This is a genomic window from Mitsuaria sp. PDC51 (assembly GCF_900113225.1).
Lineage (GTDB): Bacteria > Pseudomonadota > Gammaproteobacteria > Burkholderiales > Burkholderiaceae_C > Roseateles.
Genome location: NZ_FOZE01000001.1, coordinates 1,788,632 through 1,813,384 on the forward strand (window position 1 = coordinate 1,788,632; position 24,753 = coordinate 1,813,384).

A 24,753-nucleotide genomic window follows, 5' to 3' on the forward strand; every position below is an offset into this window, starting at 1 on the left:
GGCCTCAGTCGCCGATCCGGGCGAAGCGGGGCACGGCGCGGCCGTCCACCTCGACGCTGCCGAAGAACATCGCGTGGGGCCGGACCCACAGGCCCGAGTCGCCGTATAGCGGGCGGTAGAGCACCAGCGGTTCCAGCGTCTCGCTGTGGCGCACGACGCCGCGGACTTCGTACTCGCCGCCCTTGTAATGGCGGTAGCGCCCGGGCGGCGCCTCGGGCAGCGGGGCGAGCGGATCGCCGGCGCCGTGGCTGGAGGGAAGCGCGGTGGGCGCGGCGCTGGGGTGGGGGGAGGGCGGGGCGTCGCTCATGCGGGAAGGCTCGGGGATAATCCGGCGATGCATCCTAATGCCCTTCTTGAACTCTGCGCCGAACTGGTGGACAGCCTGCTGCTGTTCGACAAGCCGGCCGACGCTCTGGTCTCCGACTTCTTCCGCGCCAACAAGGCCCTCGGCCAGCGCGAGCGCCACACCATCGCCGAAACCGCCTACGCCGTGCTGCGCCAGCGCCCGCTGCTGCAGCACCTGGCCCAGTCCGGCCGCGGTCCGATGGCGCGGCGCCTGGCGATCCTCGCCTGGGCCGGCAACGAAGCGTTCCTGCGCGGCGCGCTCAAGGACGAGGAGCAGCAGTGGCTCAAGCAGGTGGGGTCCATCGACCGCGCCAAGCTGCCCGAGAAGCTGCGTCACAACCTGCCCGACTGGCTGGTCGAGCCGCTGAAGGCGCGCCTGGGCGACGAGCAGTTCTGGCAGCTGGCCGACGCCGTCAACACCGCCGCGCCGCTGGACCTGCGCGTGAACCTGCTCAAGGCCAAGCGCGAGGAGGTGCAGGCGGCGCTGAAGGAGAAGGGCTTCAATTCGACGCCGACGCCGTATTCGCCCTGGGGCCTGCGCCTGGACGGCAAGCCCGCGCTGCAGAAGCTGGACGTCTTCACCAGCGGCCAGGTCGAGGTCCAGGACGAGGGCAGCCAGTTGCTGTCGCTGCTGACCGAGGCCAAGCGGGGCGAGATGGTGGTCGACTTCTGCGCCGGCGCCGGCGGCAAGACACTCGCGCTGGGCGCCGCGATGCGCAACACCGGCCGGCTGTATGCGTTCGACGTGTCCGGGCACCGGCTGGACAAGCTCAAGCCGCGGCTGGCGCGCAGCGGGCTGTCCAACGTCTATCCAGTCCAGATCAGCAATGAGCGCGACGACCGGATCAAGCGCCTGGCCGGCAAGATCGACCGGGTGCTGGTCGACGCGCCGTGTTCGGGCCTGGGGACCTTGCGCCGCAATCCCGACCTGAAGTGGCGCCAGTCGCCCGACAGCGTCAAGGAACTGCATGACAAGCAGGTGGCGATCCTGAACAGCGCCGCCCGCCTGCTGAAGCCGGGCGGCCGACTGGTCTATGCGACCTGTTCGCTGCTGGATGCCGAGAACGAGGCGGTCGCCCGGGTCTTCTCCGAAGCCCATCCCGATTTCACGCTGCAGCCGGCCCAGGAGGTTCTGGCCCATGCGCAGGTCAACGCCGAGCAGGCCATGGCGCTGTCCGACAACGGCTACCTGCGCCTGTGGCCTCACCGCCATCACAGCGACGGTTTCTTCGCGGCCGTCTGGGAACGCAAGAAGTAAGGCGGACAGGTCCGGCTGGTGCCGTGTAATTCTTATAACGAACTGATCACCTCGCGGGCCACGCTGCGAACCGGATCGCCGGCGTTCGAGGGCCTGCGGGGTTCGTTCGATGGATCACGATGTCAGGCCATTCCAACCCTGGTGCGTCAAAAGCAGGCGGGAAAGCCGGTCTGATTTGGGCGATTTCTAGAGGGCCTCGCCTACAATCGTGGCTTCCTGTGGACAACTGGCTCCTCGCGAGCAGGGTTAGGACCGAATGAACGTATTGATGTCTGTGCACGATGCCGTCCTCAACTGGATGATCGACGGCTTCACCGGCGCCAGCTGGTGGCAGATCGTGGTCTTCACGCTGGTGGTGACGCACATCACCATCGCCGGGGTGACGATCTTCCTGCACCGCGCCCAGGCGCACCGCGCGCTCGACCTGGGGCCGATCCCCTCCCACTTCTTCCGCTTCTGGCTGTGGCTGACCACAGGCATGGTCACCCGCGAGTGGGTGGCGATCCACCGCAAGCACCACGCCAAGTGCGAGACCGAGGAAGACCCCCACAGCCCGGTCACCCGTGGCATCAAGACCGTGATGACCCGAGGCGCCGAGCTGTACCGCACCGAGGCCAAGAACGAAGAAACCATCAAGAAGTTCAGCCATGGTGTGCCGGACGACTGGATGGAGCGCCATGTCTACAGCGGGCGCTCGGTCTGGGGCGTGTCCCTGATGATGATCATCGACTTGGCGCTGTTCGGTGTGGCCGGTCTGGCGGTCTGGGCCGTCCAGATGGTCTGGATCCCGTTCTGGGCCGCCGGCGTGATCAACGGCGCCGGCCACTACTGGGGTTACCGCAATTTCGAGGCGACCGACGCGTCGACCAATGTCTCCCCGTGGGGCCTGATCATTGGTGGCGAGGAGTTGCACAACAACCACCACACCTATCCGACGTCGGCCAAGTTCTCGGTCAAGCCGTTCGAATTCGACATCGGCTGGGGCTACATCCGCGCGATGGAGATGATCGGTTGGGCGAAGGTCCGCAAGACCGCGCCGCAGATGAAGACGGGCGAGATCAAGGCCGTCGCGGACAAGGACACGCTGGAAGCCATCATCGCCAATCGCTACGAGGTGATGGCGCGTTATGCCCGCGGCCTGCGCGGCGCCTGCAAGGACGAGCTGGCCAAGCTCAAGGCAGCGGGCGAGCAGCACAGTGTCAAGTTCCACCAGTTCAAGCTGGCCAAGCGCTGGCTGCATCGTGACGCCGAGAAGATCCCGGCGGTCTTCCAGGCGCAGTTGGATGGGGCTCGCGCCGCCAGCCCGGTGCTGGACAAGCTGGTGACCATGCGCGAGGAACTGCGTCAGCTGTGGACTCGCACGAACGTGTCGGCCGAGCAGCTGGTGCATGACCTCCAGGCGTGGTGCCGCAAGGCCGAGGAAAGCGGTATCGCGGAACTCAAGGCCTTCGCGATGGGGCTGCGCGCAGTGCGCGCCTGATCGACTGGCACGCGTGTCGCCCGCGGTGAGGCCGTCTTGGTGATGGCTGTCGACGGATGAAGGAATGCAAAGGGCGCCCTTACCGGGCGCCTTTTTTCATTGGGGCGCCCATAATTTGTTGGGACCCTCACACAAGGAGACTGACATGATTGCCGCAATCCCGTTCAAGCGCATCGCGCTGGTCAGCCTGATGACCCTGAGTTTTGGGGCGATGGCGTCGGTGGCCCAGGCGCAGGCGGAGGTGAGCTTCATCAAGCCGGAGAATTTTTCGGACATCGGCTTCAACTACGTGGATCGCACCACGGCAATGAAGCAACTGGAGGATCACTTCAAGGCGCTGGCCGCCCGCGAATTGCCGGGCAAGCAACTGAAGATTGAAGTGACCGACATCGACCTAGCCGGGGAATTGGAGCCGGCGGCCCGCGTCGACCGCCTGCGGGTGCTGCGCACTGTCACCATTCCCCGGATGAGCTTCACCTACACGCTCAGCGAGAACGGCAAGGTCCTGAAGTCCGGCAAGGCGGACATCAAGGACATGGACTACCAGAACGCAAGCAACCGCTACTTCGACTCCGAGCCGCTGCGCTATGAGAAGAAGATGATCGACGACTGGATGGCCAAGGATCTGCTGGGCAAGGACCGCTTGGCGCGCGTGACGCCCTGAGCGGCGCGGGACGGCTCAGTTGGGCGGCGCGTCGCCCGCGCTCCAGAATGAAAAAACCCGCCGATTGGCGGGTTTTCTTCAAGGTGAGGGCGGTGCTGTCGCAGCCCTCGCGAGCTGAATCACTTCAGCTTGGTTTCCTTGTACAGCACGTGCTTGCGCGCTTTGGGGTCGAACTTCATGAATTCCAGCTTTTCGGGCGTGGTCTTCTTGTTCTTGTTCGTGGTGTAGAAATGACCGGTGCCGGCAGTGGATTCCAGCTTGATCTTTTCGCGTCCGCCTTTGGATGCCATGGTGTCGCTCCTGGTTCAGTGATTAGGCTTGACCGCGGGCACGCAGGTCGGCCAGCACGGCGTCGATGCCCTTCTTGTCGATCAGACGCAGCGCGGCGTTGCTGATGCGCAGACGGACCCAGCGGTTTTCGCTTTCGACCCAGAAACGGCGGTATTGCAGGTTCGGCAGGAACCGGCGCTTGGTTTTGTTGTTGGCGTGGGAAACGTTGTTCCCGACCATGGGCTTCTTGCCCGTGACTTCGCAGACGCGTGCCATGAGGACACTCCGATACTTGTCATCCGGCGACCGTCCCAATCGTCCCGACCTTGCTGTCGGATCGCGGGCGGCGGCCTCACCTCGCCATAGGGTGGCGGTTTCCCATCTTCCCCGCGTCGAGATCCTTCACAGGTTGTCGGCGCAGGAAAACGGCGAGTGTAGCAGAAACAGACCGGCCCGCGAAAGAGCGGGCCGGCTGGAATGCGGGTGTCGCCTGAATGGCGCGCGGACTCGCGGTGCTCAGCGGGCTTCCTGCTCCAGGAAGCGCTGGGCGTCGAGTGCGGCCATGCAGCCGGTGCCGGCGCTGGTGATGGCCTGGCGGTAGACGTGATCCTGCACGTCGCCAGCGGCGAAGACGCCAGGCACACTGGTCATCGTGGCGAAGCCCTCCAGGCCGCTCTTCGTGCGGATGTAGCCATCCTTCATCTCGATCTGGCCGGCGAAGATGTCGGTGTTGGGCTTGTGGCCGATGGCGATGAAGCAGCCCTGCAGCTTGACGTCGGTGGTCGCGCCGTCCTGCGTGCTCTTGATGCGCACGCCGGTGACGCCGCTGGCGTCGCCCAGCACCTCGTCCAGCGTGTGGAACAGGTGCAGCTCGATCTTGCCGGCCTGGACCTTGTCCATCAGCTTGTCGACCAGGATGGGCTCGGCGCGGAACTTGTCGCGGCGGTGGATCAGGTGGACCTTGCTGGCGATGTTGGACAGGTACAGCGCTTCCTCGACCGCGGTGTTGCCGCCGCCGACCACGCAGACCTCCTGCTCGCGATAGAAGAAGCCGTCGCAGGTCGCGCAGGCGCTGACGCCGCGGCCCATGAAGGACTCCTCGGACGGCAGGCCCAGGTACTGCGCCGAGGCGCCAGTAGCCAGGATCACCGTGTCGGCGGTGTAGACGGCGCTGTCGCCGGTCAGCGTGAAGGGGCGCTTGGAGAAGTCGACGCTGTTGATGTGGTCGAAGACGATCTCGGTCTGGAAGCGCTCGGCATGCTGCTGGAAGCGCTGCATCAGCTCGGGACCTTGCACGCCCATCACGTCGGCGGGCCAGTTGTCGACCTCGGTGGTGGTCATCAACTGACCCCCTTGCGCCATGCCGGTGACCAGCAGCGGCTTGAGGTTGGCGCGGGCCGCATACAGGGCGGCGGTGTAGCCGGCGGGGCCGGAGCCGAGGATCAGCAGTTGGGCGTGTCGGGTGTTTTGGCTCATGACAGGCAATTGGGGATGCGCACAGCGGACGCAAGGGTCAATAGCCTACGGCCGTTACAGCGTTGACCCTATGAACAGCCGTGAACAAATTGGCACAATGCATCCATTCTAGGTGGCGGGTCCCTCTGCCATCCTGACAACCACGATTGACCCTAACCCCCGACAGGAGGCATCCCTTCATGGCCATGTTGTCCAACTTGGATCTGATCCGCAGGGTTCCCTTGTTCTCCCTGCTGACCGCCGACCAGGCCCAGTCCATCGCGGACAGCGTCGTCAAGCGGCGCTTCAAACGCGGCGAGTTGATCGTCGAGCAGGGCACCAAATCCAACGCGCTCTTCATCCTGCTGAACGGTCGGGCCCGCGTCCTGACCGCCGACAGCAGAGGCCGCGAGGTGATCCTCGCGGTGCTTCAGCCCGGCGACTATGTCGGCGAGATGAGCCTCATCGACAACGAGCCGCACTCGGCCACCGTCAGAGCCGAAGTGCAGACCGACATGCTGGTGCTGGGCCGCGCCGATTTCGCGCGTGGCCTGCCCGAGCCGTCGAGCCTGGCCTACGGCATCCTGCGCGGCCTGGTCGCGCGCCTGCGCAACGCGGACCGGCAGATCGAGTCGCTCGCGCTGCTCGACGTCTACGGCCGCGTCGCCCGCACGCTGCTGGACATGGCGGAGGAAGAGAAGGGCGTGAAGATCATCCGCGGCAAGGTGTCGCGCCAGGACATGGCCAAGGTCGTCGGCGCGTCGCGCGAGATGGTCAGCCGCGTCATGAAGGACCTCGAGGACAAGGGCGTGATCGAGACGCTCGAGAACGGCTCGGTGGTCATCAAGGAACGCCTGCAGCACGATTGAGGCGTCAACGTTTCTTCACCATGGCATGTGACCCCGCGTCCGGGATGCGGGGCGCTTGCGTCACAATCGCGGGATGAGTTTTCCTGGTTCCCTGCTGGGCGGTGGTGACGACGCCGCCACGTCGCCCGAGCGCCCCGCGCCGGCGCGCAAGTCCAAGAAGGCCGCCGCCGCTGCCGCGGTGGCGCCCACGCCGCCCAGCCCGCTGCGCACGCCGCTGTGGCTGCTGGTCGGCGCGCTGGTCTGGTGCCTGGTCTTGCTCGCGATGGTCAGCCATGACCGCGCCGACGCCGCCTTCAGCACCGCCGGCACCGCCGGGCCGACGCACAACCGCGTCGGATCGCTGGGCGCCTGGATCTCCGACCTGATGCTCTTCGGCTTCGGCTACTCCTGCTGGTGGCTGATGCTGGTGTCGCTGCGCGCCTGGCTGAGCGGCCTGGCCCGCCTGCTGCGCGCCGACGGCAGCCCGCTCCCCACGCTGAAGGAACGCCTGCCGGCGATCGGCGGCCTGGCGCTGCTGCTGGCGGCGAGTTGCGCGCTCGAGTGGACGCGCCTGTACGGCTGGGAGTCGCACCTGCCGGGCCATGCCGGCGGCGTCCTGGGTTACCTGCTGGGGCCGGCCAGCATGAAGCTGCTGGGCTTCGCCGGTTCGGGCGTCGTGTGGATCGCCGCGCTGGTGGCCGGCGTGTCGCTGGCGCTGAAATTCTCCTGGCTCAAGCTGTCCGAGCAGATCGGCGCCTCGATCGAACGCCTGATCGAGAAGCGCGAGGTCCGCCGCGAGATCGCCGAGGACAAGCGCGTCGGCAAGGAAGCCAAGCGCGAGCGCGAGGCCATCGTCGAGGTCGAGCGGCTGGTCGAGGAGGAGCACCACATCCCGATCGTCATCGAGCCGCCGGTGGTCGAGGTGCCCAAGTCCACGCGCGTGATCAAGGAGCGTCAGCAGACGCTGTTCACCGATCCGGCCGACGCCAAGCTGCCGCAGGTCGACCTGCTGGATGCGCCGCCGCCGCGCATCGAGACCGTCACGCCCGAGTCGCTGGAGATGACCAGCCGCATGATCGAGAAGAAGTTGAAGGACTTCGGCGTCGAGGTGCGGGTGGTGGCCGCCTCGCCCGGGCCGGTGATCACGCGCTACGAGATCGAGCCGGCCACTGGCGTGAAGGGCGCGCAGATCCTGGGCCTGGCCAAGGACCTGGCGCGCTCACTGAGCCTGGTGTCGATCCGCGTGGTCGAGACCATCCCCGGCAAGAACTACATGGCGCTGGAGCTGCCCAACGCGCGGCGCCAGACGATCCGGCTGTCGGAGATCCTCGGCTCGCAGGTCTATGCCGACGCAGCGTCGCCGCTGACGATGGGCCTGGGCAAGGACATCGTCGGCATGCCGGTCGTGGCCGACCTGGCGAAGATGCCGCACTGCCTGGTCGCGGGCACGACCGGTTCGGGCAAGTCGGTGGGCATCAACGCGATGATCCTGTCGCTGCTCTACAAGGCCGAGGCGCGCGACGTCCGCCTGATCCTGATCGACCCCAAGATGCTGGAAATGAGCGTCTACGAGGGCATCCCCCACCTGCTGGCGCCGGTCGTGACCGACATGAAGCAGGCCGGCAACGCGCTGAACTGGTGCGTCAACGAGATGGAGCGGCGCTACAAGCTCATGTCCAAGATGGGCGTGCGCAACCTGGCCGGCTACAACAAGAAGATCGCCGACGCGGCCGAGCGCGAGGAGAAGATCCCCAACCCGTTCAGCCTGACGCCCGAAGAGCCGGAACCGCTGGACCGGTTGCCGCACATCGTCGTCGTGATCGACGAACTGGCCGACCTCATGATGGTGGTCGGCAAGAAGATCGAGGAACTGATCGCGCGCCTGGCCCAGAAGGCCCGTGCGGCCGGCATCCACCTGATCCTGGCGACGCAGCGCCCGTCGGTGGACGTGATCACCGGCCTGATCAAGGCCAACATCCCGACCCGCCTGTCCTTCCAGGTCTCGAGCAAGATCGACTCGCGCACCATCCTCGACCAGATGGGCGCCGAAGCGCTGCTGGGCATGGGCGACATGCTCTACATGGCGTCGGGCACCGGGCTGCCGGTGCGGGTGCACGGCGCGTTCGTCAGCGATGACGAGGTGCATCGCGTCGTCGACTACCTGAAGGAGCAGGGCGGCGAGCCGAACTACATCGAGGGCATCCTCGAAGGCGGCGTGCTCGACGGGGACGGCGGTGGCGATGGCCTGCCCGGCCTGGCCGCCGGTGGCGACGGCGAATCCGATCCGATGTACGACCAGGCGGTGGCCGTGGTGCTGCAGCACAAGCGGGCCTCGATCTCGCTGGTGCAACGCCACCTGCGCATCGGCTACAACCGGGCCGCCCGCTTGCTGGAGCAGATGGAGAAATCGGGCCTGGTGTCGTCGATGGCCACCAACGGCAACCGCGACATCGTCGTGCCCAAGCGGGACGAATGAACGGCGCCGGCCGCCGCGTTCCTCGCCTCCAGCACCTCCCGCACCTCCCGCTCCGTTCAAGCATCCACGCCATCGTCGACGAGCCTCCCATGGTCCATCCGCTCCACCCGCTTCAATCGCTCCGTACCCTGTCCCTCCGCGGCCTTCGCGCGACCCGCGCGGTCGCGGGCGCGGCGCTGCTGGGGGCCGCCGCGCTGGCTCATGCCGACGGCGTGAGCGCGCTGCAGCAGTTCGTGACCGAGGTGAAGAGTGGCCGCGCCAGCTTCACGCAGACGGTCACCGCGCCGGATGGCAAGCGCAAGAAGACCACCACCGGCACCTTCGAGTTCCAGCGGCCGAACCAGTTCCGCTTCGCCTATGCGAAGCCGGCCGAGCAGCTGATCGTGGCCGACGGCAAGGAGGTCTGGATCTACGACCCGGACCTGCAGCAGGCCACGGTGCGGCAGATGGACCAGGCGCTGGGCGCGACGCCGGTGGCGCTGCTCGCCGGGGGCGACCTGTCGCGGGACTTCACGCTGAAGGCGCTGCCGGCGGCCAACGGGCTGGACTGGGTGCAGGCGACGCCGCGGCGCAACGACAGCGGCTTGCAGAGCCTGAAGCTGGGCTTCAAGGGACGCGAGCTGTCGGCGCTGGAGATCGTCGACGGCTTCGGCCAGCAATCGGTGATGCAGTTCAGCGCGGTGGAGCCCAATGCCAAGGTGTCGGCCGAGCGCTTCCGCTTCACCCCGCCGCCGGGTACGGACATCGCGCGCCAACCCTGACCGAGCTTCGAGCCTGCACCGATGAGCAACGCGTCGCTCTTCCCGGACGAGTTCGATCCCGTTCCCAGCGGGCCGCCGGCCATGGCGACGCCGGGCAAGCACGCGCCGCTGCCGGAGCGGCTGCGGCCGCGCCAGCTCGACGAGGTGGTCGGCCAACGCCACCTGCTCGGGCCCGGCATGCCGCTGCGCGTCGCGCTGGAGAGCGGCCGGCCGCATTCGATGATCCTGTGGGGCCCGCCGGGCGTCGGCAAGACGACGCTGGCGCGGCTGATGGCGCAGTTCTTCGACGCGCAGTTCATCGCGATCTCGGCGGTGCTGGGCGGCGTCAAGGACATCCGCGAGGCGGTCGAGCGCGCCTTGGCCGCGGCCGGGCAGGGGCGGCGCACGATCGTGTTCGTTGACGAGGTCCACCGCTTCAACAAGGCGCAGCAGGATGCCTTCCTGCCGCATGTCGAGTCCGGCCTGTTCAGCTTCATCGGCGCGACGACGGAGAACCCGTCCTTCGAGGTCAATTCGGCGCTGCTCTCGCGCGCGACGGTGCATGTGCTGAAGTCGCTCGACGAGCAGGACATGCGCGAGCTGCTGGCGCGCGGGCGCGAGGCCCTGGGCGCGCCGCCGGTCAGCGAGGCCGCCACCCAGCGCCTGATCGGTTATGCCGACGGCGACGCGCGGCGGCTGCTCAACACGCTGGAGACGGTCGCGCAGCTGACACCGGCGGACACGGCGGAGATCGACGAGGCGCTGCTGGAGCGCACCCTGGGCGAGCAGCTTCGGCGCTACGACAAGGGCGGCGACCAGTTCTACGACGTGATCTCCGCGCTGCACAAGTCGGTGCGCGGCTCCAACCCCGACGCGGCGCTGTACTGGCTGGTGCGCATGCTCGATGGCGGCGTCGACGCGCGCTACATCACGCGCCGCCTGATCCGCATGGCCAGCGAGGACATCGGCAACGCCGACCCGCGCGCGCTGCGGATCTGCCTGGATGCGGCCGAGACCTACGAGCGCCTGGGTTCGCCCGAAGGCGAGCTGACGCTGGCGCAGGCGGTCGTGTACCTGGCGATCGCACCCAAGTCCAACGCCGTCTACAACGCCTACAACCAGGTGCGCGCACTGATCAAGCAGGACAGTTCGCGGCCGGTGCCGGTGCATCTGCGCAATGCGCCGACGCGGCTCATGAAGGAACTGGGCTACGGCAAGGCCTATCGCTACGCGCATGACTTCCCCGGCGCCTATGTCGCCGGCGAGCAGTACCTGCCGGACGGCCTCGAGGACCAGCGCTTCTACGAGCCGGTGCCGCGTGGCCTGGAGATCAAGATCGGCGCCCGGATGGACGAGCTGCGACGGCTGGACGCGGAGGCGCTCGGTCAGGAGGGCGAGGCCTCGTCCCGCCGCGGCGAGGACCGCGAGGACTGAGCATGGGCGCGGCGTGGCGAGCCTCTTTCACGACGCGCCTGGTGCGCGCTGGGCAGGCTGTCGCGCGGATGCGCGGGCGGTGTTTCGGCGCGGTCCTGGGTTTGACCTTGAGCCTTGGCCTGGGCGGGGCCGCGCCGTTCGCGCAGGCGGCGGCCGCCAAGCCGGCGCCGGTGGTGCGTCCGGCGCAGCCGCCCGAGGGGCCGACGCTGGCCCGCATCCGCGAGACCGGCGTCATCGTCCTGGGCTACCGGCCGGCATCGGCGCCGTTCTCCTACCTCGACGCGCAGCTGCGTCCCACCGGCTATTCCGTCGAACTGTGCGAGCGCGTGATCGCCTCGCTGCGCACGCGGCTGAAGCTGCCTGACCTGGAGGTGCGGCGCGTGGCGGTGGGCTCGGCGACGCGCATGCCGATGGTCAGCAACGGCACGCTGGACATGGAGTGCGGCATCACCACCAACACCGCGGAGCGGGCGCGCAGCCAAGCCTTCTCGGTGACGATCTTCGTGGCCGAGACCAAGCTGATGACGCGCCATGGCGAGAAGGTGCAGAGCCTGTCCGACCTGCGCGGCCGGCCGGTGGTGAGCACCATCGGCACGACCAGCATCCAGCACCTGGCCAAGGTCAACGAGCAACTGGGGCTGGGCATCCGCATCGTCGCGGGGCTGGACGATCCGGACGCCTTCCAGCTGCTGCGCAGTGGCCGCGCCGACGCCTTCATGATGGACGACGTCATCATCCGCAGCCTGCTGGCGCAGCAGGGGTCGGCGGTCTCGCCCGACGACTACGTGATCTCCGATCGGGCGCTCACGGTCGAGCCCTACGCGATCGGGCTGAACCGCGACGATCCGATGTTCAAGACCATGGTCGACGACGTGCTGGTCGGCCTGTACCGCAGCGGCGAGATCCACACGATCTACAGACGCTGGTTCGAGTCCCCGCTGCCGCCCTCCGGCATCAACCTGAAGCTGCCGATGAACGCCGCTTTCCGGCGCGTGGTGGCGCAGCCGACCGACTCGCCAGATCCGGAGCGTTATCGCTGAAGGCGCTGAAGGCCGCGGCAGATACTGCCGGCGCGGCGCGGTCGCTCGCGATCGCGCCCGAGCAGCCTGAGCGGCCGTTTAGCAACTCGACGAAGCGCCGCGCCGCCAAGCCCAGGGGCCGGGCCTGCGTCCACACCACGTCGACGTAAAGCTGCAGCGCGGTGGTGAAGTTGCCGGCGGGAATCTGGGCCAGCTCGCCCGAGGCCAGCGCCGCGCGCACGAAACCGGACGGCAACCAGGCCCAGCCCAGCCCGGCCGACACCATGCGCAGCGCCGCGACCGGGCTGTCGGTGCGCCACTGCACCCGCGAGACCGAGATCCGCTTGTCGACGTCGCAGGCATCGCGGCCAGCGACCAGGATCTGGCGCTCGGCGATCAGGTGCTCGTCGCGCAGCGCCGAGGGCTCGCGCGCGAGCATCGGATGCGAGGCGGCGACGACGGCGACCAGCGTCTCACGGGCCACTTCCTGGAACTGCTCGGACGGGTCCAGGCCCTGGCGCTCGAACACCAGCGCCAACTGGGCGCGCCCGGATTTCAGCATCGCCAGCGCATCCGCCTGCGGCGCGGTCAGCACCTCGATCTCCAGCAGCGGGAACTCGGTCGACAAGGTCGTCAGCGCGTCGCTCCACGGCGTCGCCGCGACCAGTTCAGGCGCGACCGCGATCACCAGCGACGGCTCCAGGCCTTGCGTCATGGACAGCGCGTGCCGGTTGAGCTGGCCGAACTGCTCGGCCAGCCGGCGCGCCTGCGGGACCAGCGCGAGCGCCTGAGGCGTGGGGACGGGTTCGCGGCCGGCGCGGTCGAAGAGCGGCAGGTCGAGTTCGGCCTCCAGGTGGGCGATCGTCATGCTCACCGCCGACGGCACCCGGCCCAGCGCACGGGCGGCGGCGGAGAACGAGCCGTGGTCGATCGCGGCGAGGAAGACGCGGAGATTGTCCAGGTCGAAGGCCATGGCGATCCTTGGGAGAGGTTGAGAGGTTGATCTGTCAGCCGGGCTGATGGATGCTGACTTCAACTATCAGGATGGCGAACATACAGTTCGTCCCATCGTGAATCAAGGCCTCGGCGCAGGGGCGGCCAAGCTCAACGCGCCGAGGCCCTCAACAAGGAGTTCGACATGGTGTGGGGTGTGCTGTTCCTGGCGGGGCTGTTCGAGATCGGATGGGCGGTCGGCCTGAAGTACACGGAGGGCTTCACCCGGCCGTGGCCGACGGTGGGCACCGTGCTGGCGATGGTGACCAGCGTGGTGCTGCTGGGTTGGGCGCTGAAGCACCTGCCGGTCGGTACGGCTTATGCGATCTGGACCGGCATCGGCGCGGTCGGCACCGCGATCGCGGGCATCGTGCTGCTGGGCGAATCCGCCTCGCCGGCCCGGCTGGCCTGCATCGGGCTGATTGCCGTGGGCATCGTCGGGCTCAAGATGGTCTCGTCGCAGTGAGGGCCGGGCCGGCGTCGGCGCCGGCCCGCCAGCGGGAAGCGGGCAGGGCATGGGACTTGCCGTCCACGGTCATCCAGACCGCAGGAGTTCCTCATGCCCGACTTCGACGAACGACGAGACCACGCCTACGACCGCGAGCAGGAGGCCGCCTACTGGCGCGACAACTACGCCAAGCGGCCGTACATCGAGCAAGGCGACACCCATGACGACTTCGGCCCGGCGTATGCCTACGGCGTCGATGCGTTCGCGCGTTATCCGGACCGTGACTTCGACGATTTCGAGGCCGAACTGCATCGCGACTGGGGCGAGCAGCGCAAGGGGTCGTCGCTCGACTGGGCGCGCGCCAAGCCCGCCGTGAAGGATGCGTGGCAGCGCATCAAGGAGGCCTCGAACATGCCGCCGTCCACGCGCTGAGGCTGGCGCCGCTATTTCTTCTCTTCCAGCGAGCGCCGCACGGCCTCCATCGGGTCCTCGGCTTCGGACGCCGGCGCCGAGGCCGGGTCGCCTGGCGCGGAGGCCGCCGACGCCGCTTCCGGCGGCAATCCGAACAGCGCATTCGTGTCCGCATTCGGATCGACGCGTTCCGCCTGCCCGGCATCGATGCCCTGCAGCATCTCGGTGGCCTTGTCCATGTCGACCGCCTCGGCCTTGTCCAGGAAGGCGGTCACCGTCACCGGGAAGAAGATGACGATCGCCACCAGGATCAACTGCATCACCACCCAGGGGATGGAGCCCAGGTAGATGTCGCTCGAGAGCACCCGCCGCGGCAGCGCGCCGGTCTTGAAAAGCGAATCCGAGATGCCCCGCAGGTAGAACAGCGCGAAGCCAAAGGGCGGATGCATGAAGCTGGTCTGCATGTTCACGCACAGCATCACGCCGAACCACACCAGGTCGATGCCCATCTTGTCGGCGACCGGACCCAGCAGCGGCAGGATGATGAAGGCGATCTCGAAGAAGTCCAGGAAGAACGCCAGGAAGAAGATGAACAGGTTCACCACGATCAGGAACCCGATCTGACCGCCTGGCAGGCTGGTCAGCATGTGCTCGATCCACTTGCCGCCTTCCACGCCCTGGAACACCAGCGAGAAGGTGCGCGAGCCGATCAGGATGAACACCACCATCGCGGTGATGCGCATCGTGCCGATCATGGCTTCGCGGACCACCGGCCAGTTCAGGCGCCGGTGCGACGCCGCCAGGATGAAGGCGCCCACCGCGCCCATCGCGCCGGCCTCGGTCGGCGTGCAGATCGCCGTGTTGATGCCGGGCAGGCCGCCCATCGAGCCCAGCACCGCGAAGATCAGCACCGCCGACGGGATGATGCCGCGCAGGCATTTCTTCCACAGCGCCCAGCCGTCCAGCGTGCGCGCTTCCTTGGGCACGCCGGGCACGTGCTCCGGCTTGAGCCGCGACAGCGCGAAGGTGTAGAGCGCGAAGATCAGCACCTGCAGGATCGACGGGCCCCAGGCGCCCTTGTACATGTCGCCCACCGGCTTGCCGAGCTGGTCCGCCAGCACCACCAGCACCAGCGAGGGCGGCACCAGCTGCGTGATCGTTCCCGACGCCGCCAGCACCCCGGTCGCGTAGCGCATGTTGTAGCCGTAGCGCATCATCACCGGCAGCGAGATCATCGCCATCGCGATCACCTGGCCGGCCACCGTGCCGGTGATCGCGCCCAGGATGAAGCCCACGATGATGACCGAGTAGCCCAGCCCGCCGCGCACCGGGCCGAAGAGCTGGCCCATCGAATCGAGCATGTCCTCGGCCAGGCCGCATTTCTCCAGCAGCGCACCCATCAGGGTGAAGAACGGGATCGCCAGCAGCAGGTCGTTGGACAGGATGCCGAAGACGTTCTGCGGCAGCGCCGTCATGAACTCCGGCGGGAACCAGCCCTGGCTCACCGCGAAGAACCCGCAGGCCAGGCCCAGGGCGGCCAGCGAGAAGGCCACGGGGAAGCCGATCAGCATGATGATGATCAGCCCCGCGAACATCAGCGGGGGGAACTGCTCCATCGTGATCATTGCAGCGGCCTCTCGTAGTGGGTGTCCATCTCGACGAGATGGGCCAGGTAACCCAGGCGCTTGATCACCTCCGAAAGTCCTTGCAGGAACACCAGCCCGAAGCCGACCGGCAAGGTCAGCGCGGCCGGCCAGCGGATCAGGCCGCCCGCGTTGCCCGACACCTCACCGCTGGTGAACAGCTTGTGCAGGTAGCCGCCCAGGCCGAGCGTCGCGATCGTGTCGTCCGGCCGCATGCCGGTCATGAGCTTGCCCAGGAAGAAGTCCCAGGACAGCCAGCCCGCGTAGGCCATCACCGGGATCAGGAAGACGATCAGGCCGAACAGGTCGATGTAGACCTTGCCGTGGCCGCGCCAGCGCGCGTAGAGGATGTCGACCCGCACATGCTCGTTCAGGCGCAGCACCTGCGCCGCGCCGCCCATCACGCAGACGGCGAACAGGTACCACTGGATCTCGAGGAAGGCGTTGGAGCTGATGTCCAGGCCGTAGCGAATCACCGCATTGGCGGCGCTGATCAAGCACGACAGCAGGACGGCCCAGGCGGCAAGCGTGCCGAACCGGTCCGTCAGCCAGTCGATGCCCTTGGCGAAAGCAAGCAGGGCGTTCATCGAGGAATCCAGGTCTCCATGTGAGCCCGCGACGGGGGAGGGCTCGCTTCTTGTCGTAGACGCGGACTGTAGCCAGCGAGCGCTGACGGCGACCTGATTTCGTACGCTGTTCCGGGAAAGCCCTGAGGAAAGCGGAAGGCAGAAAAAAGAAGGCCCCGGTCGGGGACCAGGGCCTGCTGCGCCCTTGGGGGCGCGGTGGTCGGGACGCGTCAGGCGTCGAGCTGCATCGCGGAGGCGAAGAGCCGGGTCGAGCGCGCGCCGGAGCGGCAGAACGCCAGCACCGGCTTGGGCGCCTCGTCGAGCAGCGCGCGCATCGCGGCGATCTCCTCCGGCGACTGGTAGCCCCCCTGCACCGGCAGGTGGTGATAGACCAGGCCCGCCGCCTCGGCCGCGACGCGGACCTGCTCGCTGGTGGGCTGGTCCGGGCCGCCTTCGAAATCCGGGCGGTTGTTGATCACCGACTTGAAGCCGGCCGCGGCCAGCGCGGCCATCGTGTCCGGCGTCAGCTGCGGCGCGACGCAGAAATCGGGCGTCAGTTGTTGGACGGTCAGTTCCATGGAGGCTCCTGTCGTTGAATCGGAAGCGGGCCGGGGAGGGAGGGGCTCAGCCCGCCAGTGCGGCCTTCACCGCGGCCGAGACCAGGCCCATGTCGGCCTTGCCCGCGAGCTTGCCCTTCACGGCGCCCATCACCTTGCCCATGTCGGCCGGGCCCTTGGCGCCCAGTTCGGCCACGATCGCGGCGACCTCGGCCTTGATCTCGGCCTCGCTCAGGCGCTGCGGCAGGTAGACCTCCAGCACCTTCAGCTCGGCGGTTTCCTTGTCGGCCAGGTCCTGCCGGCCGGCGGCGGTGAACTGGCTGATCGAGTCCTTGCGCTGCTTGATCAGCTTGTCGACGATGCCCACCAGCATCACGTCGTCCACCGTCACGCGCTCGTCCACTTCCTTCTGCTTCACGGCGGCCAGCAGCAGGCGGATCGTGCCCAGGCGCTCGCTGTCCTTGGCGCGCATCGCCGTCTTCATGTCTTCGGTGATCTGTTCCTTCAGGCTCATGAGGGCTCCTTGCTTCTCTCTCGAAATGCGTTTCTCGGTCTCGCGGAGATCATCGGCCGTCGCGGGCCGGTGCGGCGCGGAGACAAAAAAGCCCGCGGCAGCGTCCTGCGCGGGCTTTCTGTGCTGTTCGGGCAGTGGGGAGCGCTCAGCGAGGGTCCCCGGTGCCGAAGCGGTCCGATCCTTCGATCAGTACAGCTTCTTGGGCAGCTGCATGCTGCGCACGCGCTTGTAGTGGCGCTTCACGGCGGCAGCCTTCTTGCGCTTGCGCTCGGCGGTCGGCTTCTCGTAGAACTCGCGGGCGCGCAGCTCGGTGAGCAGGCCCAGCTTCTCGATGGTGCGCTTGAAGCGGCGCAGGGCCACGTCGAACGGCTCGTTTTCTTTGACGCGAATGGTGGTCATGAAATTCCTTCAAATAGCGCTCGGTGTTCGCGAGGAAGGGCTTGCCTTCGAAGCGGAGTATCCGGATTCCACTTCCGAATCGACGCGCAGGGTTTGCCAGCAAAACGCGGATTCTAGCCTCATTTTTGACGGTCCGCCAAATTGAAGCGGGTCGACGTGCCCGGACGCCCGCGAGCGCGATGCGGCGGGCCCCGCGCTCATCACGTCCCGCGCCGCTGGCTTCATCCCGGGCGTGACTTTTTCACGCGCTGCCGCCGCGCGCGCTTCGCGTCGGCGCGCTGGGGGAAGTGCATCGCCGTGGCCCTCTCTCGCGGCACGCTAGGATGCCTGACCCCAAGCTTAGGGGGAGAGAGCCCCCGCGATCGTGGTCGGCACTTGCCCGGGCGACCGGCACCCATCTACATTCGATCCACCACCATTCGACCGCCAGGGGAATCCCCGGCCCGGCCCGACCCATGGAATTAAACGCCGCCGCGACGCCCGCGCCCGCCAGCTTCGATGCCTGGCTGGCGTCGTCGGGAACGCCCCAGGCACATGTCGCGGCCGGCCTGCTCGGCCTGCTGGAACCGACCGGCGCCTGCCTGACCGTGAAGTCGATGGCCACCGGTCGCTACGTCTTCGCGAGCCCGGCCATGGGCGAACTGTTCGGCCGGATCGAGGCCGGCATCGTCGGCGCGACCGACGCCGACCTGATGCGCGGCGACGAAGTCCAGGCGATGCGCCGCTCCGAGCAGGCCACGCTGGCCCAGCGCGGCGTCGTGAGTTCCGAGCACCGCCTCGAGATCGGCGGCCGCCGCCGCGAGTTCATGGTCATGCGCTTCCCGCTGGGCCAGGAGCACGTGATGGCCTTGTGGAGCGACAAGACCGAGGAACGCCATCGCGAAACGCATCTGCAGCGCGCGCTGCAGCAGCTCGAGCAGCAGCAGAAGTCGCTCGAGCAGATGCGCCGCGAGCTGCAGCAGGGCAGCGGCCGCGACGAGGTGTCGGGGCTCTACATGCGCGCGCAGTTCGACGACCAGTTGCTGCGCGAGATCGATCTCTCGACGCGCGAGCACCGCGAATTCACGCTGGTGCTGATCGCGCTGGATCCGGTCACGGCCGAGGCCGGACTGGGCGAGGAGGCGCGCCAGCGCCTGCTCGAGGGCCTGGGGCGCATGCTGCGCGCCAACACCCGCGCGATGGACGCGGCCTGCCGCATCGGCGACGACCTGTTCGCGGTGCTGCTGTCGGGCGTGGGCCTGGCAACGGCGCATGCGCGCATGGAACAGCTGCGCCGCCAGTGCCATGCGCAGATCGTCGTGCTGCATGGGCAGGACATCGGACTGTCCCTGTCGATGGGCGTCGCGAGCTTCCCGCATACCGCGTCGCGCCAGGAGGAGCTGCTGGGCGCCGCCGAGATGGCGGTCAAGGAAGCCCAGCGCCGCGGCGGCAACCAGGTCGTGCTGGCGTCGATCCCGTTCGGCATGGGCTGAGGGCCCGCCGCGCCCGCCCCGTCGCCCGCCGCTCAGGCGAGCAGGGCCTGGAGGTGCCGCCACTCCGCCGCCGTGACCGGCGTGATCGACAAGCGGTTGCCCGGCTGCAGCGTGCGCATCTGCGACAACACCGGATCGCGCTTCATCTCCGCCAGGCTCAGCAGCCGCGTCTTGCGCACGAAGCGCACGTCCACATGCGACCAGCGGGGCGCTTCAGGCTTGGACTTCGGGTCGAAGTAGGGGCTGGCCGGATCGAATTGCGTGGCGTCCGGATAGGCGGTGCTGCTGACCTCGGCGAAGCCGGCGATGCCCGGCTCCGGACAGGACGAGTGATAGAACAGCACCCCGTCGCCGATGCGCATCTGATCGCGCATGAAGTTGCGCGCCTGGTAGTTGCGCACGCCGGTCCAGGGCAACTCGCCGGCGGCCTGCAGGTGATCGATCGAGGCCTCGTCCGGCTCGGACTTCATCAGCCAGTACTGCGGCGCGTCGCCGGTGGGCTGGGAGGGCTGGGCAGTGCTCAAGGTGAAACCCCGCGAGATCGGCGGCGCCGCGGCGCCGGCCGTCGACCATGAAAAAACCGCGCTCTGAGCGGTCAGGCGCGGTTTCGGGAAGAGGTGTCCACGGCGAGCCGTGAGCCGCATTCCTGAACCCTAGGGGTACAGGTGGGCGAGGTCAACATGGCTTCGGGTTCATCTGACGCGAGACGCTCACACCAGCCAGGTAATGTTCCAAGCCCTTGCTCGCGAGAGCATCGGTTCAAGGAAATATAAAACTCACGCGAACGCAGTGGACGGAGCGGATTCTACGCGGCGAGCCGCGGCGATCACAGCAGTTGCCCGTCTTGCACCAGGGCTTCATCGAGCCGCTTCATCAGCGTTTCAAGATCCGGTGCAGGCAGCTGTCCGGCACTCGTACCGCTGTCGCCAGCGCCTGCCTCGGCGGCATCGCCAGCCGCGGGCGAGGCGCCGACTTCGGTCAGCGAATAGGCCAGGTTCAGCGCCGCCAGCACCGCGATGCGCTCACGCGCCTTGATGCGGCCCGCATCGCGGATCGCGCACATTTCCTTGTCGACCCGGGCGACCGCCTTCTGCAGCGCGGCCTCGCCGCCTTCGGGGCAGCCGAGCAGGTAGCTCTGGCCCATGATCGTGACTTCCATTTGCTTCATGCGCCCGTCTTTCGAGAGTCGGTGGCCTCGGATCCGTCGCTGCCTTCGAGGAGATCGGCCGCCTCCACCGGCAGGCGGTCGAGCAGCGCGTCGATGCGCCCGCGCGCCGCGGCCAGGCGCGAACGCAGGCTGTCGCGCTCCAGCGTGAGCGCCTGCACCTGCTGCTCGAGCAGTGTGTTCGTGCGCTTCAATTCCTCGTGGCGCACCAGCAGGCGCTCCACGCGGTCGACGAGGTCGGTGATGCTGGACATGGCTTCCCTGACGGATGGACGCGCGGATTGTAGGGGGCCGGGTTCGCTCAACGCGCCGCAGCCATCGGCGCACTGTCACATTGCGCGACGACGGCGCAACGCTCGCACAGCGGCCGGCGCGCCTGGCACACGTAGCGCCCATGCAGGATCAGCCAGTGATGGGCATCGACGAGGAATTCCGGCGGCACGCGCGCCAGCAGCTGCTGCTCGACCTCCAGCACGTTCTTGCCGGGCGCGAGGCCGGTGCGGTTGCCGACACGGAAGATGTGCGTGTCCACCGCCATCGTCGCTTCGCCGAAGGCGACGTTCAGCACCACGTTGGCCGTCTTGCGGCCGACGCCGGGCAGCGACTCCAGCGCCTCGCGGCTCTGCGGCACCGCGCCGCCATACTGCTCGACCAGGATGCGGCAGGTGGCGTGCAGGTTCTTCGCCTTGGTCTTGTAGAGGCCGATCGTCTTGATGTATTCGGCGAGCCGCTCCTCGCCCAGTTCGAGGATCTTTTGCGGCGTGTTGGCCACGACGAACAACCGGCGCGTCGCCTTGTTGACGCCGACGTCGGTCGCCTGGGCCGAGAGCAGCACCGCGGCCAGCAGCTCGAAGACGCTGGCGTATTCGAGTTCGGTTTGCGGCGACGGGTTGGCGGTGCGGAGGATCTCGAAGAACTCGCGGATCTGGGTCTGGTTCATGGCGAGCGGCCGGTGCGGGCAGGGCGTGCGAGCGGACGGAGGACGGGGAAGGGCGATGCGGGGGGGCTCAGGCGCCGCGCTTGGCCCGGGCGCGCGCCAGCGCGGCTTCGATGACGGCCCGCTTGCGATCGATCTGGGCCGCGTCGGTGAGCCGGGTTTCCGACTCGAGATGATCCAGCTTGTGGCGCGCCTTGGCCTCGAGGCGGTCGTCGTGCTCGCGGCGTTCGCGCTCGACGCGGATCTCGTGCCAGCGGTAGCGCTCGCGGGCGCGCTCGGCCTGCGCCGGGCTCCAGGCGGACCAGCCGCTGCGCCCTGGCGTGACCTCGGCCAGTGAAATGCAATCCACCGGGCAGACCGGGATGCAGAGTTCGCAACCGGTGCAGTCCGCGTCGATGACGTGATGCATCAGCTTGTTGCTGCCGACGATCGCGTCGACCGGGCAGGCCTTGATGCAGAGCGTGCAGCCGATGCACCAGTCCTCGTCGATGACCGCGAGCCGGCGCGGACCCTCGAGTCCGTGCTCGGGGTTGAGCGGCAGCGCCTCGCGGGCGGTGAGGGCGGCCAGTCGCGCGATGCCCTCGGCGCCGCCGGGCGGGCACTGGTTGATGGCGGCCTCGCCGCGCGCGATCGCATGCGCGTAGGAATGGCAATCGGGATAGCCGCAGCGCGTGCACTGCGTCTGCGGCAAGGCCTGGTTCAGGCCTTCGACGAGCGCGTCGAAGGCGGCGTCCGCCACGCCGGCGGACGGGGTGGCGGACGGGTCAGCGGAGGCGGAGTCGGACGGGGCGGGGTTCACTCGGTCGGCTTGCGCGGACGGCGCGTCGCCGGTCGGGGCGCGCGCTTGGCCGCGGCGGGCTGGTGCAACGGGGCCGCATCGTACTTGGCAATGAAGTCGCGGATCACCGGGTAGACCTTCTCGCGCCAGCGACGGCCCGAGAAGATGCCGTAGTGACCGGCGCCGATCGCGTCGTAGTGGAACTGGTTCTTCGCGTCGATGCCGCTGCACAGCTCATGCGCCGCCTTGGTCTGGCCGGCGCCGGAGATGTCGTCCAGCTCGCCCTCCACGGTCAGCAGCGCGGTCTGGGTGATGTCCTGCGGACGCACCAGGTCGCCGCCGACATCCCAGGTGCCATTGACCAGCGCGAAGTCCTGGAACACCGTCTTGATCGTGTCCAGGTAATACTCGGCCGGCATGTCCAGCACGGCGTTGTATTCGTCGTAGAAGCGGCGATGGGACTCGGCGCTGTCGTCGTCGCCGCGCACCAGGTCGAGGAAATAGTCGTAGTGCGAGCTCAGGTGGCGGTCCGGATTCATCGCCACGAAGCCGGTGTGCTGCAGGAAGCCGGGGTAGACCTCGCGGCCGGCGCCCGGGAAGTTGGTCGGCACGCGGTAGATGACGTTGTTCTCGAACCAGCTGTAGCTCTTGTTCATCGCCAGGTTGTTGACCGCGGTCGGGCTGCGGCGGGCGTCGATCGGGCCGCCCATCATCGTCATCGAGCGCGGCGTGGTCTCGCCCTTGGAGGCCATCAGCGAGATCGCCGCCAGCACCGGCACCGTCGGCTGGCAGACCGAGATCACGTGGCAGTCCTCGCCGACGTGGCGGATGAAGTCCTGGACGTAGTAGATGTAGTCGTCGAGGTGGAAGGGACCGGCTTCGAGCGGCACCATGCGGGCGTCGGTCCAGTCGGTGATGTAGACCTTGTGGTCCTTGAGCAGCTGCTTGACCGTGTCGCGCAGCAGCGTGCTGTGGTGGCCGGACAGCGGCGCCACGACCAGCACCGTCGGCTGCGCCTTCATCTTGGCCAGCACGGCCGGGTCGTCGGTGTAGCGCTTGAAGCGCAGCAGGCGGCAGAAGGGCTTCTCCAGCGCCACCAGTTCCTGCACCGCGACGTCGATGCCGTCGACCTCGACGCTGGTGATCTCGAATTCCGGCTTCTCGTACTCCTTGGCCAGCCGGTGCATGAGATCCAGCCCGGCGGACATCCGGTGCGACAGCGGCGTGTGCGCGAACGGCGACAGCGGATGGCTGTAGAGCTTGGCGGTGGCGCTGGCGAACTCGGAGAACGGGCTCAGCAACGCGCGCTGGGTTTCATAAAGCTGGTAGAGCATCTGGCGGACCTCTCGAGGGGGAGTGAGGCGAAAGCTGGCACCCGTTGTGCAACGCAGCAATTCTAGGTCCCGGCCATCGGAAGTGTGTGTCGCCGGCGTGCCGTCGGGGGCCGCGGCAGGGACTTCGAACCGGCGGATTTCGCCATAAATGCGCAGGGCCGGCCCGCTTGCGGCGGTACCGGCCCTGGGTTCGAGCGCCGATCGTGCGATCAGCGCATCGAAGTGTGGCGGCGAGGAAGGGTCAGACCTTCTTGACCGCGGCGATCGCGGCGGCAACCGGCTTGAGGTTCTTGCTGTTGAGCGCCGCCACGCAGATGCGACCCGAATCGACGCCGTAGACGCCGAACTCCGAGCGCAGGCGCTGCATCTGCTCGGCGGACAGGCCGCTGTAGCTGAACATGCCCTTCTGGCGGGTGACGTAGCTCAGGTCGTCGGTGATGCCGGCGGCCTGGAGCTCGGCGACCAGCGCTTCGCGCATCTGCTTGATGCGCACCCGCATGCCGGCCAGTTCCTCTTCCCACTGGGCGCGCAGCGCGGGCGTGGACAGCACGGTGGCCACGACCTGGGCGCCGTGCGTCGGCGGGTTGGAGTAGTTGGTGCGGATCACGATCTTGAGCTGGCTCAGGACCTTGGTCGCTTCTTCTGCGGAAGCGCAGACCACGCTCAGCGCGCCGACGCGCTCGCCATAGAGCGAGAAGCTCTTGGAGAAGCTGGTCGAGACGAAGAAGTCCAGGCCGGCGGCCAGGAACTGCTGAATCACGGCGCCGTCCTCGGCGATGCCTTCGCCGAAGCCCTGGTAGGCCATGTCCAGGAAGGCGACCAGGTTGCGCGCCTTGACCGCCTCGACGACCTGCGCCCACTGGGCGGGCGTCAGGTCGTAGCCGGTCGGGTTGTGGCAGCAGGCATGCAGCACGACGACCGTGCCGGCCGGGGCCGCGTTCAGCGCGCCCAGCATGCCGCTGAAGTCGATGCCGCGGTTGGCGGCGTCGTAGTAGGGATAGGTCTCGACCGGGAAGCCGGCGTTGGTGAACAGCGCGCGGTGGTTTTCCCAGGAAGGATCGGAGATCAGCACCTTGGCGCCGGGGTTCAGGCGCTTGAGGAAGTCGGCGCCGATCTTCAGGCCGCCGGTGCCGCCCAGGGCCTGCACGGTGGCGACACGCTTGGCCTTGAGGACTTCGCTGTCGGCGCCGAAGACCAGGCCCTGCACGGCCGCGTCATAGGCGGCGATGCCGTCGATGGGCAGGTAGCCGCGCGGCTTGGGGGCCGCCTGCATCTGCGCCTCGGCGGCGGCCACGCAGGCCAGCAGCGGGAGCTTGCCGTTGTCGTCGTAATAGACGCCCACGCCCAGATTGACCTTGGCGGGATTCGGATCGGCGTTGAATTGCTCGTTCAGACCCAGGATGGGGTCGCGGGGGGCCATGGCGACGGCGGCGAACAGGGACATGGAGGCTTTCCTGACAGTGCGTTGGCAAGAGCGGGAAGGGCACGACGGGAGAAACCCGTCCGGCTGCGCTACGCTGTCGCGTCCTGACGCCCGAGGCGCCTCC

At 67.9% G+C, this 24,753-nt stretch carries 28 protein-coding genes; 11 read left to right on the forward strand and 17 right to left on the reverse strand.

The genetic code is table 11. The annotated features are described in order from the left end of the window. Window positions 1-4: 4 nt before the first annotated feature. Window positions 5-220, reverse strand: coding sequence for a DUF1653 domain-containing protein (locus tag BM393_RS07780; protein WP_254783396.1), 216 nt, complete (start codon window positions 218-220; stop codon window positions 5-7). 114 nt (window positions 221-334) lie between these two features. Here BM393_RS07780 and BM393_RS07785 point away from each other — a divergent pair, with 114 nt between their 5' ends. From BM393_RS07785 to BM393_RS07795, 3 genes are all read left to right on the forward strand, one after another. Next, on the forward strand, window positions 335-1,603 hold the full coding sequence (locus tag BM393_RS07785; RefSeq protein ID WP_091724242.1) for an RsmB/NOP family class I SAM-dependent RNA methyltransferase: 1,269 nt from the start codon (window positions 335-337) through the stop codon (window positions 1,601-1,603). A 268-nt stretch (window positions 1,604-1,871) separates the two neighbouring features. Then, entirely contained in the window at window positions 1,872-3,083 is a 1,212-nt protein-coding gene (locus BM393_RS07790; protein WP_254783270.1) for a fatty acid desaturase, read from the forward strand. Window positions 3,084-3,228: 145 nt separating this feature from the next. Beyond that, complete coding sequence (locus BM393_RS07795) at window positions 3,229-3,747, forward strand: DUF3016 domain-containing protein (protein WP_175538221.1); 519 nt, start codon at window positions 3,229-3,231, stop codon at window positions 3,745-3,747. Between the two features lie 119 nt (window positions 3,748-3,866). On the opposite strand, the gene rpmG is transcribed toward BM393_RS07795, so the two are convergent. The 3 genes from rpmG to trxB form a co-directional block, all read right to left on the reverse strand. Then, entirely contained in the window at window positions 3,867-4,037 is a 171-nt protein-coding gene (rpmG, locus tag BM393_RS07800; RefSeq protein ID WP_058934741.1) for a 50S ribosomal protein L33, read from the reverse strand. A 22-nt stretch (window positions 4,038-4,059) separates the two neighbouring features. Beyond that, window positions 4,060-4,293, reverse strand: coding sequence for a 50S ribosomal protein L28 (rpmB, locus tag BM393_RS07805; RefSeq protein WP_022979438.1), 234 nt, complete (start codon window positions 4,291-4,293; stop codon window positions 4,060-4,062). A gap of 240 nt (window positions 4,294-4,533) precedes the next feature. After that, a complete protein-coding gene (gene trxB, locus BM393_RS07810) occupies window positions 4,534-5,493 on the reverse strand; it encodes a thioredoxin-disulfide reductase (RefSeq protein WP_091724245.1) in 960 nt (319 codons plus the stop codon). A gap of 179 nt (window positions 5,494-5,672) precedes the next feature. Here trxB and BM393_RS07815 point away from each other — a divergent pair, with 179 nt between their 5' ends. The 5 genes from BM393_RS07815 to BM393_RS07835 all read left to right on the forward strand — a co-directional run bounded on the left by BM393_RS07815 (window position 5,673) and on the right by BM393_RS07835 (window position 12,010). Further along, complete coding sequence (locus BM393_RS07815) at window positions 5,673-6,341, forward strand: Crp/Fnr family transcriptional regulator (RefSeq protein WP_067067043.1); 669 nt, start codon at window positions 5,673-5,675, stop codon at window positions 6,339-6,341. 73 nt (window positions 6,342-6,414) lie between these two features. Further along, a complete protein-coding gene (locus tag BM393_RS07820; protein WP_091724246.1) occupies window positions 6,415-8,796 on the forward strand; it encodes a DNA translocase FtsK in 2,382 nt (793 codons plus the stop codon). Between the two features lie 89 nt (window positions 8,797-8,885). Next, window positions 8,886-9,557: an outer membrane lipoprotein chaperone LolA gene (lolA, locus tag BM393_RS07825; protein ID WP_091724247.1), complete on the forward strand. Its 672-nt coding sequence runs from the start codon at window positions 8,886-8,888 to the stop codon at window positions 9,555-9,557. An 81-nt stretch (window positions 9,558-9,638) separates the two neighbouring features. Further along, window positions 9,639-10,970 carry a replication-associated recombination protein A gene (locus BM393_RS07830; RefSeq protein ID WP_091725191.1) on the forward strand — a complete coding sequence of 444 codons (1,332 nt, stop codon included), beginning with the start codon at window positions 9,639-9,641 and terminating at the stop codon, window positions 10,968-10,970. Window positions 10,971-11,077: 107 nt separating this feature from the next. Beyond that, on the forward strand, window positions 11,078-12,010 hold the full coding sequence (locus BM393_RS07835; protein ID WP_175538222.1) for an amino acid ABC transporter substrate-binding protein: 933 nt from the start codon (window positions 11,078-11,080) through the stop codon (window positions 12,008-12,010). Here the strand turns inward: BM393_RS07835 and BM393_RS07840 are convergent. After that, the gene (locus tag BM393_RS07840; RefSeq protein WP_091724249.1) at window positions 11,925-12,962 is read right to left on the reverse strand and encodes a LysR family transcriptional regulator; all 1,038 of its coding nucleotides are present in this window, start codon (window positions 12,960-12,962) and stop codon (window positions 11,925-11,927) included. The genes BM393_RS07835 and BM393_RS07840 overlap by 86 nt on opposite strands. 165 nt (window positions 12,963-13,127) lie before the next feature. Here BM393_RS07840 and sugE point away from each other — a divergent pair, with 165 nt between their 5' ends. Continuing rightward, window positions 13,128-13,448 carry a quaternary ammonium compound efflux SMR transporter SugE gene (gene sugE / locus BM393_RS07845; protein WP_091724250.1) on the forward strand — a complete coding sequence of 107 codons (321 nt, stop codon included), beginning with the start codon at window positions 13,128-13,130 and terminating at the stop codon, window positions 13,446-13,448. A gap of 93 nt (window positions 13,449-13,541) precedes the next feature. Then, entirely contained in the window at window positions 13,542-13,862 is a 321-nt protein-coding gene (locus tag BM393_RS07850; protein ID WP_091724251.1) for a hypothetical protein, read from the forward strand. Window positions 13,863-13,873: 11 nt separating this feature from the next. Here the strand turns inward: BM393_RS07850 and BM393_RS07855 are convergent, their stop codons facing one another. The 5 genes from BM393_RS07855 to rpsU form a co-directional block, all read right to left on the reverse strand. Then, window positions 13,874-15,463 carry a TRAP transporter large permease subunit gene (locus tag BM393_RS07855; RefSeq protein ID WP_091725193.1) on the reverse strand — a complete coding sequence of 530 codons (1,590 nt, stop codon included), beginning with the start codon at window positions 15,461-15,463 and terminating at the stop codon, window positions 13,874-13,876. After that, window positions 15,463-16,071: a TRAP transporter small permease subunit gene (locus BM393_RS07860; RefSeq protein ID WP_091724252.1), complete on the reverse strand. Its 609-nt coding sequence runs from the start codon at window positions 16,069-16,071 to the stop codon at window positions 15,463-15,465. The genes BM393_RS07855 and BM393_RS07860 overlap by 1 nt, the downstream gene beginning before the upstream one ends. Window positions 16,072-16,280: 209 nt before the next feature. After that, window positions 16,281-16,628, reverse strand: coding sequence for a TIGR01244 family sulfur transferase (locus BM393_RS07865; protein ID WP_091724253.1), 348 nt, complete (start codon window positions 16,626-16,628; stop codon window positions 16,281-16,283). A 46-nt stretch (window positions 16,629-16,674) separates the two neighbouring features. Further along, complete coding sequence (locus tag BM393_RS07870; RefSeq protein WP_091724254.1) at window positions 16,675-17,121, reverse strand: GatB/YqeY domain-containing protein; 447 nt, start codon at window positions 17,119-17,121, stop codon at window positions 16,675-16,677. A gap of 186 nt (window positions 17,122-17,307) precedes the next feature. Further along, window positions 17,308-17,520, reverse strand: coding sequence for a 30S ribosomal protein S21 (gene rpsU / locus BM393_RS07875; protein WP_012346814.1), 213 nt, complete (start codon window positions 17,518-17,520; stop codon window positions 17,308-17,310). A 455-nt stretch (window positions 17,521-17,975) separates the two neighbouring features. On the opposite strand from rpsU, the gene BM393_RS07880 reads away from it, so the two are divergent. Next, window positions 17,976-18,992: a GGDEF domain-containing protein gene (locus BM393_RS07880; protein WP_091724255.1), complete on the forward strand. Its 1,017-nt coding sequence runs from the start codon at window positions 17,976-17,978 to the stop codon at window positions 18,990-18,992. Between the two features lie 32 nt (window positions 18,993-19,024). Here the strand turns inward: BM393_RS07880 and BM393_RS07885 are convergent, their stop codons facing one another. The 7 genes from BM393_RS07885 to BM393_RS07915 form a co-directional block, all read right to left on the reverse strand. Next, window positions 19,025-19,462 (reverse strand): EVE domain-containing protein, encoded by a 438-nt coding sequence (locus tag BM393_RS07885; protein ID WP_091725196.1) that lies wholly within the window; start codon window positions 19,460-19,462, stop codon window positions 19,025-19,027. 356 nt (window positions 19,463-19,818) lie between these two features. Next, entirely contained in the window at window positions 19,819-20,160 is a 342-nt protein-coding gene (locus tag BM393_RS07890) for a cell division protein ZapA (RefSeq protein ID WP_091724256.1), read from the reverse strand. After that, on the reverse strand, window positions 20,157-20,411 hold the full coding sequence (zapB, locus tag BM393_RS07895) for a cell division protein ZapB (protein WP_091724257.1): 255 nt from the start codon (window positions 20,409-20,411) through the stop codon (window positions 20,157-20,159). Before zapB ends, BM393_RS07890 begins: the two co-directional genes overlap by 4 nt. 47 nt (window positions 20,412-20,458) lie before the next feature. Next, window positions 20,459-21,097, reverse strand: a complete 639-nt coding sequence (nth, locus tag BM393_RS07900) for an endonuclease III (RefSeq protein ID WP_091724258.1) — start codon at window positions 21,095-21,097, stop codon at window positions 20,459-20,461. A 67-nt stretch (window positions 21,098-21,164) separates the two neighbouring features. Then, window positions 21,165-21,833: an electron transport complex subunit RsxB gene (gene rsxB, locus BM393_RS07905; protein WP_091724259.1), complete on the reverse strand. Its 669-nt coding sequence runs from the start codon at window positions 21,831-21,833 to the stop codon at window positions 21,165-21,167. A gap of 56 nt (window positions 21,834-21,889) precedes the next feature. Further along, a complete protein-coding gene (locus BM393_RS07910) occupies window positions 21,890-23,206 on the reverse strand; it encodes a polyhydroxyalkanoate depolymerase (protein WP_091724260.1) in 1,317 nt (438 codons plus the stop codon). A gap of 241 nt (window positions 23,207-23,447) precedes the next feature. Continuing rightward, window positions 23,448-24,650, reverse strand: a complete 1,203-nt coding sequence (locus BM393_RS07915; protein ID WP_091724261.1) for an amino acid aminotransferase — start codon at window positions 24,648-24,650, stop codon at window positions 23,448-23,450. Between the last annotated feature and the right edge of the window lie 103 nt (window positions 24,651-24,753).

Excerpts from the sequence above, each read along its gene's own strand:
- BM393_RS07785 (WP_091724242.1), top strand. The coding sequence starts at position 335 with ATGCATCCTAATGCCCTTCTTGAACTCTGCGCCGAACTGGTGGACAGC.
- BM393_RS07790 (WP_254783270.1), top strand. The coding sequence starts at position 1,872 with ATGTCTGTGCACGATGCCGTCCTCAACTGGATGATCGACGGCTTCACC.
- BM393_RS07795 (WP_175538221.1), top strand. The coding sequence starts at position 3,229 with ATGATTGCCGCAATCCCGTTCAAGCGCATCGCGCTGGTCAGCCTGATG.
- rpmG (WP_058934741.1), bottom strand. The coding sequence starts at position 4,037 with ATGGCATCCAAAGGCGGACGCGAAAAGATCAAGCTGGAATCCACTGCC.
- rpmB (WP_022979438.1), bottom strand. The coding sequence starts at position 4,293 with ATGGCACGCGTCTGCGAAGTCACGGGCAAGAAGCCCATGGTCGGGAAC.
- trxB (WP_091724245.1), bottom strand. The coding sequence starts at position 5,493 with ATGAGCCAAAACACCCGACACGCCCAACTGCTGATCCTCGGCTCCGGC.
- BM393_RS07815 (WP_067067043.1), top strand. The coding sequence starts at position 5,673 with ATGGCCATGTTGTCCAACTTGGATCTGATCCGCAGGGTTCCCTTGTTC.
- BM393_RS07820 (WP_091724246.1), top strand. The coding sequence starts at position 6,415 with ATGAGTTTTCCTGGTTCCCTGCTGGGCGGTGGTGACGACGCCGCCACG.
- lolA (WP_091724247.1), top strand. The coding sequence starts at position 8,886 with ATGGTCCATCCGCTCCACCCGCTTCAATCGCTCCGTACCCTGTCCCTC.
- BM393_RS07830 (WP_091725191.1), top strand. The coding sequence starts at position 9,639 with ATGGCGACGCCGGGCAAGCACGCGCCGCTGCCGGAGCGGCTGCGGCCG.
- BM393_RS07840 (WP_091724249.1), bottom strand. The coding sequence starts at position 12,962 with ATGGCCTTCGACCTGGACAATCTCCGCGTCTTCCTCGCCGCGATCGAC.
- sugE (WP_091724250.1), top strand. The coding sequence starts at position 13,128 with ATGGTGTGGGGTGTGCTGTTCCTGGCGGGGCTGTTCGAGATCGGATGG.
- BM393_RS07850 (WP_091724251.1), top strand. The coding sequence starts at position 13,542 with ATGCCCGACTTCGACGAACGACGAGACCACGCCTACGACCGCGAGCAG.
- BM393_RS07860 (WP_091724252.1), bottom strand. The coding sequence starts at position 16,071 with ATGAACGCCCTGCTTGCTTTCGCCAAGGGCATCGACTGGCTGACGGAC.
- BM393_RS07865 (WP_091724253.1), bottom strand. The coding sequence starts at position 16,628 with ATGGAACTGACCGTCCAACAACTGACGCCCGATTTCTGCGTCGCGCCG.
- BM393_RS07870 (WP_091724254.1), bottom strand. The coding sequence starts at position 17,121 with ATGAGCCTGAAGGAACAGATCACCGAAGACATGAAGACGGCGATGCGC.
- rpsU (WP_012346814.1), bottom strand. The coding sequence starts at position 17,520 with ATGACCACCATTCGCGTCAAAGAAAACGAGCCGTTCGACGTGGCCCTG.
- BM393_RS07880 (WP_091724255.1), top strand. The coding sequence starts at position 17,976 with ATGGAATTAAACGCCGCCGCGACGCCCGCGCCCGCCAGCTTCGATGCC.
- BM393_RS07885 (WP_091725196.1), bottom strand. The coding sequence starts at position 19,462 with ATGAAGTCCGAGCCGGACGAGGCCTCGATCGATCACCTGCAGGCCGCC.
- BM393_RS07890 (WP_091724256.1), bottom strand. The coding sequence starts at position 20,160 with ATGAAGCAAATGGAAGTCACGATCATGGGCCAGAGCTACCTGCTCGGC.
- zapB (WP_091724257.1), bottom strand. The coding sequence starts at position 20,411 with ATGTCCAGCATCACCGACCTCGTCGACCGCGTGGAGCGCCTGCTGGTG.
- nth (WP_091724258.1), bottom strand. The coding sequence starts at position 21,097 with ATGAACCAGACCCAGATCCGCGAGTTCTTCGAGATCCTCCGCACCGCC.
- BM393_RS07910 (WP_091724260.1), bottom strand. The coding sequence starts at position 23,206 with ATGCTCTACCAGCTTTATGAAACCCAGCGCGCGTTGCTGAGCCCGTTC.
- BM393_RS07915 (WP_091724261.1), bottom strand. The coding sequence starts at position 24,650 with ATGTCCCTGTTCGCCGCCGTCGCCATGGCCCCCCGCGACCCCATCCTG.